Origin of the sequence: Mammaliicoccus sp. P-M58 (assembly GCF_022386165.1) — a bacterium.
GTDB classification, from domain to species: domain Bacteria; phylum Bacillota; class Bacilli; order Staphylococcales; family Staphylococcaceae; genus Mammaliicoccus; species Mammaliicoccus sciuri.
The window spans coordinates 50,608-60,197 of the sequence record NZ_JAJNJI010000015.1; the positions used below are offsets into that span (position 1 = coordinate 50,608).

Below are 9,590 nucleotides of genomic sequence, written 5' to 3' on the forward strand. Positions count from 1 at the left end.
ATTTCCCCCTAATTATGTTTTAAAGCTTCTTGGATTACTTTACTTTGTATAAGTTTGTATATTTCGCCGTCGCCTTCTGCAGTTGAAGAACGTACTTTACGACCGTGATATTCAAGCTCTACTTTGCGATCTTCTAGAATGTTTTGAAGTTTTAAGCTAACGAATGACCAAGCACCTTGGTTTTTAGCTTCTTCTTGAACCCAGCGAACTGTTTCTAGATTTCTGAATTCAGAAAGAACGTTCTTTATCTCTTCTTTAGGGAATGGATAAAGTTGTTCAAGTGCAATTAAACAAAGTTCATCGTTAGGATTTTTTTGTAATTCAGTTTTTAAGTCAATAAACATTTTTCCTGATGAAATAATAACTTTCTTAACTTTAGTCTTCTTGTACGGTTCAACTAAAATTGGTTCAAATTGACCTTTAGTAAACTCTTCAATTGGACGAGAAACAATTTTGTTTCTTAATAAGCTTTTTGGTGACATTAAGACTAATGGTCTCATTTTATCTGTGTTAAGATATTTTGCATGTCTTCTTAATAAGTGATAATAGTTAGAAGCACTTGTTAAGTTTGCTATTGTCATATTGTTTTCTCCAGCTAATTGTAAAAATCTTTCCAATCTCGCTGATGAATGTTCAGGACCTTGTCCTTCATTACTATGTGGTAAGAATAAAGCTAAACCACTCTTTTCTCCCCATTTAGCATTGCTGTTTGATAAGAAGTTATCGAAAATCATTTGAGCCATATTTGCAAAGTCACCGTATTGTGCTTCCCAAATATTAAATGATTGTGGATGATCAACGTTATAACCATACTCAAAACCAACTACTGCAGCTTCAGATAATGGTGAGTTATGAATATCAAACGATGCTTTTCCGTTCGGTACGTGATGTAATGGAATAAATAACTTTCCGTCTTTCTCATCATGTAACACAGCATGTCTATGTGCGAATGTTCCACGTTCTGAATCTTGTCCAGTTAATCGAATTGGTGTACCATTTTGTAAAATTGTCGCAAATGCAAGTTGTTCTGCATGTGCCCAGTCTACAAGACCGTCTTTTTCAAATGGTTCACGGCGTCTATCTAATACTTTGTTTAACTTCTTGAATACTGTGAAATCTTCTGGATAATCAAACATTGCATCATTAATCGCTTTTAATTCTTCATAAGTAGCATTTGCTAACTCATAATCTTGTCCTTCACTGATGTTGTCAGGTAAAGTCATTTTTGGATTATCCATTTCAGCATCTTTATCAATCTTGTCATGAGCAGCTCTTAAGCGTTTCGTTACATCGTCAAAAATGCCATTCATTTCGTCTTCTGTAATAATGCCTTCTTCGACAAGTTGTTTACCATAAATATGTTCAATAGATGGATGTTCTTTAATGGCTTTATACATCATTGGATTTGTAATAGATGGTTCGTCCATTTCGTTATGTCCATAACGTCTATAACCAACTAAATCGATTACGAAATCTTTGTTGAATTTCTCTCTGAAGTCCATTGCCATTTCAATTGCTTTAACGGTTGCTTCAACATCATCTGCATTTACATGGATAATTGGTAAGTCATAGCCTTTTGCAACATCTGTTGAGTATGTTGTTGAGCGTCCATCTTCTGCTTCAGTTGTGAAACCAATTCTGTTATTTGTAATGATGTGTAATGAACCACCAGTTGTGTAACCATCTAAGTTACTTAAGTTCATAGATTCAAAGTTAATACCTTGTCCAGGGAATGCAGCATCCCCATGAATTAAGACAGCAAGTGATTTGTTAACATCTTGACTTGGTCTTCCAGCATCAACTGTTGTATCTTGATTAGCTCTCGCTTTACCAAGAACGACTGGAGAAACGATTTCTAGGTGACTTGGGTTGTTGGCTAAAGTAATCGATTGTTCGATACCGTATTTACTAGTTGTCTTCGTACCACCTAAATGATATTTAACATCGCCTGTCCAACCAGCTGTGATTTCTAAAGAACCATCTTTTGGTAGGAAAATAAGTGGGTTCTTATGCATAAATTCAGAAATCATCATTTCATATGGTTTTTCTAATACGTGAGTTAAAACGTTTAATCTACCCCTATGCGCCATACCAATTTGGATGTTTGGTATGTTTGCAGCATTCGTACGTTTTAAGACTCTTTGTAACATTGGTACTAATGTATCTACACCCTCGATTGAGAAGCGTTTAGCACCTACAAAATTCTTATGAATATATTTTTCAAAGCCTTCTACTTCAGCTAAACTTTTTAATAGTTCGATTTTTTCTTCTTTAGAAATTTCAATCGTATGTGTTGATTCGATATATCTCTTCAACCATACGCGTTCTTCATTATTATTAATATGCGTGTACTCAAAAGCGATAGGACCTTGGTAACAAGAAGTCATATATTCTATTGCTTCATATGCATTGTTAAATTCTCCATCAAAGTGATCTGATACGATAACTGCTGGAAGTTTTTCCAAAGTTTCTTTTGATAGTCCAAAGTCTTGATGTGTTAATTTAGGTACGTTTTTTCTTTCTGGACGGTACACTGGATAAATATCTGCAGTTAAATGTCCATACTGTCTGATATTATCAATTAAACGCATTACACGTTTGACACTTGAGTTGTCCACCCCAGTACTTGATTGTAGGCCAGCGCCTGTGTTGTTACTTGTTAATTCATCGAATAACACTTGCAAGTCTTCCGGTACTGACTCTGGATCATTAACGTAATTATCATACATTTCTAACATTAACCCTAAGTTAGTTCCAAATCTTACAGGTGCTTCGACATGATTATCATTCTTCATGTTCCACCCTCCAAGAAAATTATAAACCGTTTACATTTCCATTTTAGCACTTAACAGTATTGAGTTAAAGGCTAATTTGACAATATTGAACTTATTTGTTTATAAAAGATTCTTTAAATACAACTGATATTTTTGTGTACTCATTCACAACACTTTCTACTTTCACAATTCCATCATAAGAATTGACTAATTTCTTAGCAATTGAAAGGCCGAGTCCATTGCCACCTTCTTTTCTAGAACGTGATTTATCAACTCTATAAAAGCGGTCAAATATGAATTCTAAGTCTTTTTGAGGTATGCCCACACCATGGTCAATAATATCTATTGTAATATTTCTGTTTTTTAAGTTGGTAACAATTTCAATGTTTTTATTTTTCTTATCATATTTCATAGCGTTATCAATAAAGATTAATAACATTTGTTCAAAATGAAATCGATTGATATTCATTCTAATAGCATTGTAATTTGATTCGAAATTAAATGTATAATCTGGGTGCAATTTCTTTAGTGATTTGATTCTAGAATTTATTTCGTAATTGATATCGACAATATCAATTTCATCACCAGTACTAGATCTCGCATCTTTCGATAATAAAAGTAATTCTTCGACGAGTTTCGTGATGCGTGTCATTTCTTCAATAGAAATATCTAAAGATTCTTCTAATACTTCTGGATTGTTTTTACCCCATCTTTGAATGAGGTTTAAGTGCCCTTGTATAATTTGCAGCGGCGTTCTCAATTCGTGTGAAGCATCTTCGACGAATTGTTTTTGTTGGTCAAAAGAAACTTCCAGTTGTTCCATCATTCTATTAAAGGTCTGAATCATATCATCCGTTTCCTCATAGTTAGTTGGGACTTCAAGCTTTTCTTGGAAACCGTCACGACGAATTTGTTTCATTTTATCAGACAATATCGTAATAGGTTTTGTAATTTGCGATGAGAATACATAACTAATTAATGCAATTAAGAATAATGCCGTTAATCCAAACACAGTTGCTAATATAATCATAAATTTGATAATGGCATCATAATTTGCTAGCGGATGAACAACGGCTTCATATCCACTGAAATAACTTGTGTTTACAGGTGTATAAACCACAATATATGATTTATTATCTTGTTTCGTTTCATAAATTTTAAGTTGATTCACACGTTCAAACTTAGGTGTATAATCCAAATCATTATTGTGTGTTTCTTCAAAAATAGGTTTACCAAATCTATCATAGAGAACAAGCTTTTGATTATCCGTAATCGTTGCATTTATATCAGTTGAAGTAATTTGACCGAGTGTCTTAGTCTTTAATAAATTGATTGTGTCATATGTGCTTCTTGTTGCTGTGCTTGTTTCTTGGTCTTTCAAATATAAACTAATGAAATAAATGATAAACATACTAAATAAAGCAAATATAATAAACGTAATCGTCGTAGTGAGCATCATCCATTTAGTTTTTAATGATTGTTGTTTCATGATCTAATCACGTATCCCACTCCTCTAACAGTTTCGATAATATTCTCTTTTTTGAATGGTTTAAGCTTATTACGCAAATAACGAATATATACATCCACAACATTTGTCTCTACTTCTGATTCGTAACCCCAAACATGATTTAAAATCTGTTCTCTTTGTAAGACGAAATTTTGATTTTCAGCTAGTAATAATAATAATTCGTATTCAGTCTTCGTTAAATCAACAGATTCACCATGTATAGATACGGAAAAAGCATTTTTATCGATTGTTAAATCATTAACAGTAATTGTATGACTTACTGGTTCAACCGTGACATTTCTTCTAATAATAACGCGAATTCTCGCTAATAATTCTTCAATATCAAATGGTTTAACAATATAATCATCTGCGCCATAATCAAGGCCAATAACTTTATCATATGTATCGCCCTTAGCCGTTATCATAATAATCGGCGTATCTTTCTCACGACGAACACGTCTACATACTTCAAGACCGTTCATTTTTGGTAACATGAGATCTAGTAATATACAATTGTAATCTTCAGCTAAAGCTTGGTTTAATCCACTCTCACCATCATTACATATTTCTACTTCATAGTCCTCATGCTTAAGTTCTAATTCTATAAATCTCGCTAAATTTTGTTCATCTTCTATGATGAGTATCTTTTTCATAATGCCACCTCGAAATAAAATTATAAAAGTTTTCAATTTTTAATTGACAATGATTCTCAGTTAGTTATAATAGTAATTGAAAATGATTATCAATGAAAGAGTTCCCCCTCTAGTAAAAGATAACATTTTCGAGTTTAACATGTTCATTATATATGAGCATCACTATTTTATCATTTAAAATAGTAAAAAATTTAAATAACTAATTGACATTCATTCTCAATTGGTTATAATAGTAATTGAAAATGATTATCAATCAAATAAAAGAGTTCCCCCTCTAAGTATGGATTGAACATTTTCTATAACCCCCTTTTATGCCCATAAAAGTAAAACAGCCGCAGTGATTCTGTCCAAATCACTGTGGCTGTTTTTTGTTTAGATTTATATAAATGAGAAGAGAGCGTTATGAGCAGTTCTGGTGAGAACTGCAAATAACGAGGTCAGTATTTACAAAACTCGTATGAATTGTAATTACTGGGTGTCTTATAAACACTTCTGGCTAAACTTGTTCATAACGGAACTACTATATTCACCTCGCCCGAAATATCATCCGCACATCCCCTATTTAATCCAAAAAAAGTATGGAACAGCTCATCCTGTTCCATACTCATCTATAATTTCTTACGTAACATACTTTGAGTTAACAATATACAAATGACACCGCCGATAATGCCTGCGATTATATCAGTTGGATAATGAACACCTAAGTATACGCGTGACGATGATATCATTGCGATACAAATTACACATAATCCCATCAAATACGGTCGTATAGATTTGTTTGCCACTCTAAATATTACGTATATAAGTGACCCGAAAAATGCGGTGGATCCCATTGCATGTCCACTCGGAAAACTAAATCCAGATATATCTATCAGTCTAAGTAAAGTTGGTCTTTCTCTGTCAAATATGTTTTTAAGAAGTGGATTTAATGTACCTGATAAAATCATCGTAACTGCAAAAAATAATGTTTCAATGTTATATTTTTTAAGTTTTAAGTAACAAATCACAATGAGTGATAAGGCAATCATAGCCCAAACTTCTCCTAATTTAGTAAAACCAAGCATTATAGAAGTCGTTATAAAGCTTTCAGTTGAATAAATAAAGTTATAAACTTCATTATCTATCCATTTACCGAGTCTGGATTCATGGAAAAACGCGATGACTCCAAATATCAAACTAAATATGAGTAATAGTAAAGTACGGTTTGCTTGGCTCATTCGATTGCCCCCTTTACTTTATGTCTGATTCAATTTTGTTAAATAGTGTTTCTTTCGTATAACTTTCTTTGAAATGTGACATTTTGTCAATAATATCTTCTCGTTCGTTTTCTAATTTATCAAGTTGACTGATCAGATTAGATTGGTTCACATCTTTTTCTTGTAATACTTTAGCATATCCATTTTTCTCGAAAATTTTAGCGTTATCAATTTGATCGCCTCTTGATTGATCTAAACCAAGTGGTATTAATAACATTGGTAACTTCAATGTCGCAAACTCATAAATAGCGTTAGCGCCTGCTCTACTGATGACAGTGTCAGTAATCGCATAGAAGTGCATCAATTCATTTGAAACAAATTCATATTGAACATAGTTGGCGTTTTTAATATTTTGATCAACATGACCTTTACCAGTTAAATGAATAATTTGATATTTCTTTGTTAAATAATCTAAATTATCTCGAATCGCTTTATTTAATGCTTTAGAACCTAAGCTACCACCCATGATCAGTAGTACAGGTAATTGATCATAAAAGCCTGTTAATTGATAGCCTTCTTCTTTAGAGCCATCTCTTAAATCTTCTCTAATAATCGCACCAATATAATCTGATTTTTCTTTAGGTACATATTTTAAAGTTTCTTCAAAAGTTGTATACATTTTATTAGCAAATTTCATTGAAATTTTATTTGCTAAACCAGGTGTTACATCTGATTCATGTACAATTGAAGGAATTTTTAATGATTTGGCAGCGATAATAACTGGAACACTGACGAATCCACCTTTAGAAAAGACTAAATCTGGTTTTTCTTTCTTTAATACTTTTCTAGCATCTAATACACCTTTTAATACTTTAAAGACATCTTTTAAATTCTCAAAAGATAAATATCGACGTAACTTACCACTTGATATCGGAATATATTTCGTATCTTTGGCAGAGTCAGTAATCATTTCTTTTTCGATACCGTTTTTAGATCCAATATATATTGTTTCGATATCACGTTTTTGTGCTTCAGGAATGAGTGCTAAATTGACTGCAACATGTCCTATCGTACCACCACCGGTAAATGCTATCTTCTTCATGTTTATTTCTCCTCGTTCTCTATCAATTTATAATATGCATAAAATGGTGCATTCTTATCAAATGGAAACTCATCTGTTTCATATTCACCCATTTTTATAAAATCAAATTTTTCAAACAGTCTTTGTGCACGTTTATTAAGTGAAAATGTATCCGTTATGATAATTGGCGTTCCTGCTTCAGTAGCAATATCAATTGCAAATTGCATCATCTTCATAGCGACACCTTTATATTCAGGATTTGTAGCCATTCTATGAATGACATATGCGCCGTCGGTACGAGCTGGCCAGTCAAATTGTTTATACCATTCGGCTTGTACTTGATTGACACATATATAACCTGCAATGTCATTGTTTTCTTCATATAGATATAAGTCTCCATTATCTATATCTTCGTAGAAATGCTTCTCTAAAGGATAACGATGATCCCATTGAGGATTCTGATCGTGCTCCATAATCGATTTAGCCATTTCTGTTAATTTATTAATATGTTGAATATCTGATCTTGTTGCTTTTCTCAAACTACTTTCCCCCATTTACTTATGCATATATTGAATTGCTTCATCAAGTTGTTTATCTTCACTACGGATTTTCTTGCGTAAAAGTTCAATAAATTTCTTAGTTGTATCATCTGTGAAAATACCATTTGCTGTTAAATCATGTTCACTTTGGAATGATTTAACTTGTGATGTCAATTGGGCATCAAATTGGTCATTTTCATTGTTAATATTATACCCTATAGCGTTCAAACCAATCTTAATTGATTTAATTTCTTTTGATTGATCGCCTTCTTGATAAGTCTTACTTGGATCGATTATTTCGATTTCCTCATATTTAGGTGCTTTAATGGTTTTATCTGGTTGAATACCTTTTTTATGAATATAAGATTTGTTAGGTGTTAACCATCTCATGTTTGTATATTTTAAAATGCTAGAATCGCTAAATTCTTTATGAACTTGTCCGATACCTTTACCAAAAGTCGTTGTACCTAGGACATCTGCAATTTTGTAATCTTGTAATGCGCCAGCGAATATTTCTGCAGCACTTGCAGACCCTTTATTAACGAGTACTGTATAGTCCATATCACCTATGCCAGACATTTTGTCGTTTTCAGTTTCAACTGCTTGTGGTTTATCACCTTTCGTTTCTAAATATATAACAGGTTTATTTTTATCAACAAACAAGTTTACACTCGTCACGACTTCATCTAATAGACCACCTGGATTGTTTCTTAAGTCTAAAACAACATGTTTCACTTTGTCTTTTTTAGCTTGTTTCAATGCAGATTGTAATTCTTTCGTAGTTTTATTTTGGAACTTAGAAATTGCAATGACGCCAGTGTCTTTCTTTTTCGTATAATCGACGCTTGTAAGATGGATTTTGTCACGTTTAATCTTAACATCGAATGGTTCTTTACCTTCACGTTTAATTGTTAACGTAACAGTTGTACCTTTTTTACCTCTTACTTTATTGACGATTTCATTTAACGATTTATTTTTAATCGATTCATGATCAACTTTCGTAATGACGTCTAAAGATTTTACGCCAGCTTTTTCAGCAGGAGAATCTTTCATAGGACTAGTAATCCTAACGTAGCCATCGTGCATTTCCATTTCTGCACCAATTCCAACAAAATCACCAGAAATTTCTTCGTTATAACTTGTTGTATCTTTAGCGGATATGTATTCACTATAAGGATCATCTAAAGATTTGATCATACCGTCAATAGCGCCTTGTGTTAATTTGTCGTCATCAACATCTTTGTAATAGTCGTTATTAATCTGTTTATAAGCCTCTTGAATTTTGTTAAGCTCTTTTTGTTGGTCATTGCCAAAATATAAACCGAATTTATATGAAGCATAAGACACAACAGCAGTTAATAAGACCGTAACAAATAATATGATTAATAACTTATATAAAGGAAGCGTTATTTGTCGACTTTGTTTCTTTTTAAAAGGTTTCATTTACTCACAACTTTCTTGTCAAATATAATTTATTTTAACAGTTAAAGCATATAAATAAAAACACTTTGGTGTGACAAACAGCAAAGTGAACGAATTAATAAGGAAAAATGTTCATATCGTGAGTGTAACGGGTGTCGTTAGGGACAGAATTCTGAGAAATGTCTCTAAATGAGCACGTAACTAACTACGAGAATTCGAAATAATGGTAGTTAGCGGATTCTAATTACCAGAATTCAGAATAATGAAAGTTAGCGCATTCTAACTACCAGAATTCGAAATAATGGAAGTTACAGCGTTCTAATTACCAGAATTCGAAATAATGGTAGTTAGCGGATTCTAATTACCAGAATTCAGAATAATGAAAGTTAGCGCATTCTAACTACCAGAATTCGAAATA

The 9,590-nt window shown here is 32.5% G+C and carries 7 protein-coding genes; all 7 read right to left on the reverse strand.

Annotation, left to right across the window (positions count from 1 at the left end; all coding sequences use genetic code 11):
• Positions 1-8: 8 nt before the first annotated feature.
• The 7 genes from LQ694_RS14100 to LQ694_RS14130 all read right to left on the reverse strand — a co-directional run bounded on the left by LQ694_RS14100 (position 9) and on the right by LQ694_RS14130 (position 9,193).
• Positions 9-2,795, reverse strand: coding sequence for a 2-oxoglutarate dehydrogenase E1 component (locus LQ694_RS14100; protein ID WP_239772147.1), 2,787 nt, complete (start codon positions 2,793-2,795; stop codon positions 9-11).
• Positions 2,796-2,886: 91 nt separating this feature from the next.
• Entirely contained in the window at positions 2,887-4,263 is a 1,377-nt protein-coding gene (locus LQ694_RS14105) for a HAMP domain-containing sensor histidine kinase (RefSeq protein WP_058611289.1), read from the reverse strand.
• Positions 4,260-4,934 carry a response regulator transcription factor gene (locus LQ694_RS14110; RefSeq protein ID WP_037590505.1) on the reverse strand — a complete coding sequence of 225 codons (675 nt, stop codon included), beginning with the start codon at positions 4,932-4,934 and terminating at the stop codon, positions 4,260-4,262. Before LQ694_RS14110 ends, LQ694_RS14105 begins: the two co-directional genes overlap by 4 nt.
• 608 nt (positions 4,935-5,542) lie before the next feature.
• Entirely contained in the window at positions 5,543-6,151 is a 609-nt protein-coding gene (locus tag LQ694_RS14115) for a phosphatase PAP2 family protein (RefSeq protein ID WP_058611288.1), read from the reverse strand.
• 13 nt (positions 6,152-6,164) lie between these two features.
• On the reverse strand, positions 6,165-7,232 hold the full coding sequence (locus LQ694_RS14120; RefSeq protein ID WP_218696554.1) for an undecaprenyldiphospho-muramoylpentapeptide beta-N-acetylglucosaminyltransferase: 1,068 nt from the start codon (positions 7,230-7,232) through the stop codon (positions 6,165-6,167).
• Between the two features lie 2 nt (positions 7,233-7,234).
• The gene (locus LQ694_RS14125; protein WP_371131740.1) at positions 7,235-7,699 is read right to left on the reverse strand and encodes a GNAT family N-acetyltransferase; all 465 of its coding nucleotides are present in this window, start codon (positions 7,697-7,699) and stop codon (positions 7,235-7,237) included.
• A 66-nt stretch (positions 7,700-7,765) separates the two neighbouring features.
• Positions 7,766-9,193, reverse strand: coding sequence for a S41 family peptidase (locus LQ694_RS14130; RefSeq protein ID WP_218696552.1), 1,428 nt, complete (start codon positions 9,191-9,193; stop codon positions 7,766-7,768).
• Positions 9,194-9,590 lie beyond the last annotated feature (397 nt).

Bases quoted from the DNA above. Each gene is read 5' to 3' on its own strand.
- LQ694_RS14105 (WP_058611289.1), bottom strand. From the start codon at position 4,263: ATGAAACAACAATCATTAAAAACTAAATGGATGATGCTCACTACGACG.
- LQ694_RS14125 (WP_371131740.1), bottom strand. From the start codon at position 7,699: ATGGCTAAATCGATTATGGAGCACGATCAGAATCCTCAATGGGATCAT.
- LQ694_RS14120 (WP_218696554.1), bottom strand. From the start codon at position 7,232: ATGAAGAAGATAGCATTTACCGGTGGTGGTACGATAGGACATGTTGCA.
- LQ694_RS14130 (WP_218696552.1), bottom strand. From the start codon at position 9,193: ATGAAACCTTTTAAAAAGAAACAAAGTCGACAAATAACGCTTCCTTTA.
- LQ694_RS14115 (WP_058611288.1), bottom strand. From the start codon at position 6,151: ATGAGCCAAGCAAACCGTACTTTACTATTACTCATATTTAGTTTGATA.
- LQ694_RS14110 (WP_037590505.1), bottom strand. From the start codon at position 4,934: ATGAAAAAGATACTCATCATAGAAGATGAACAAAATTTAGCGAGATTT.
- LQ694_RS14100 (WP_239772147.1), bottom strand. From the start codon at position 2,795: ATGAAGAATGATAATCATGTCGAAGCACCTGTAAGATTTGGAACTAAC.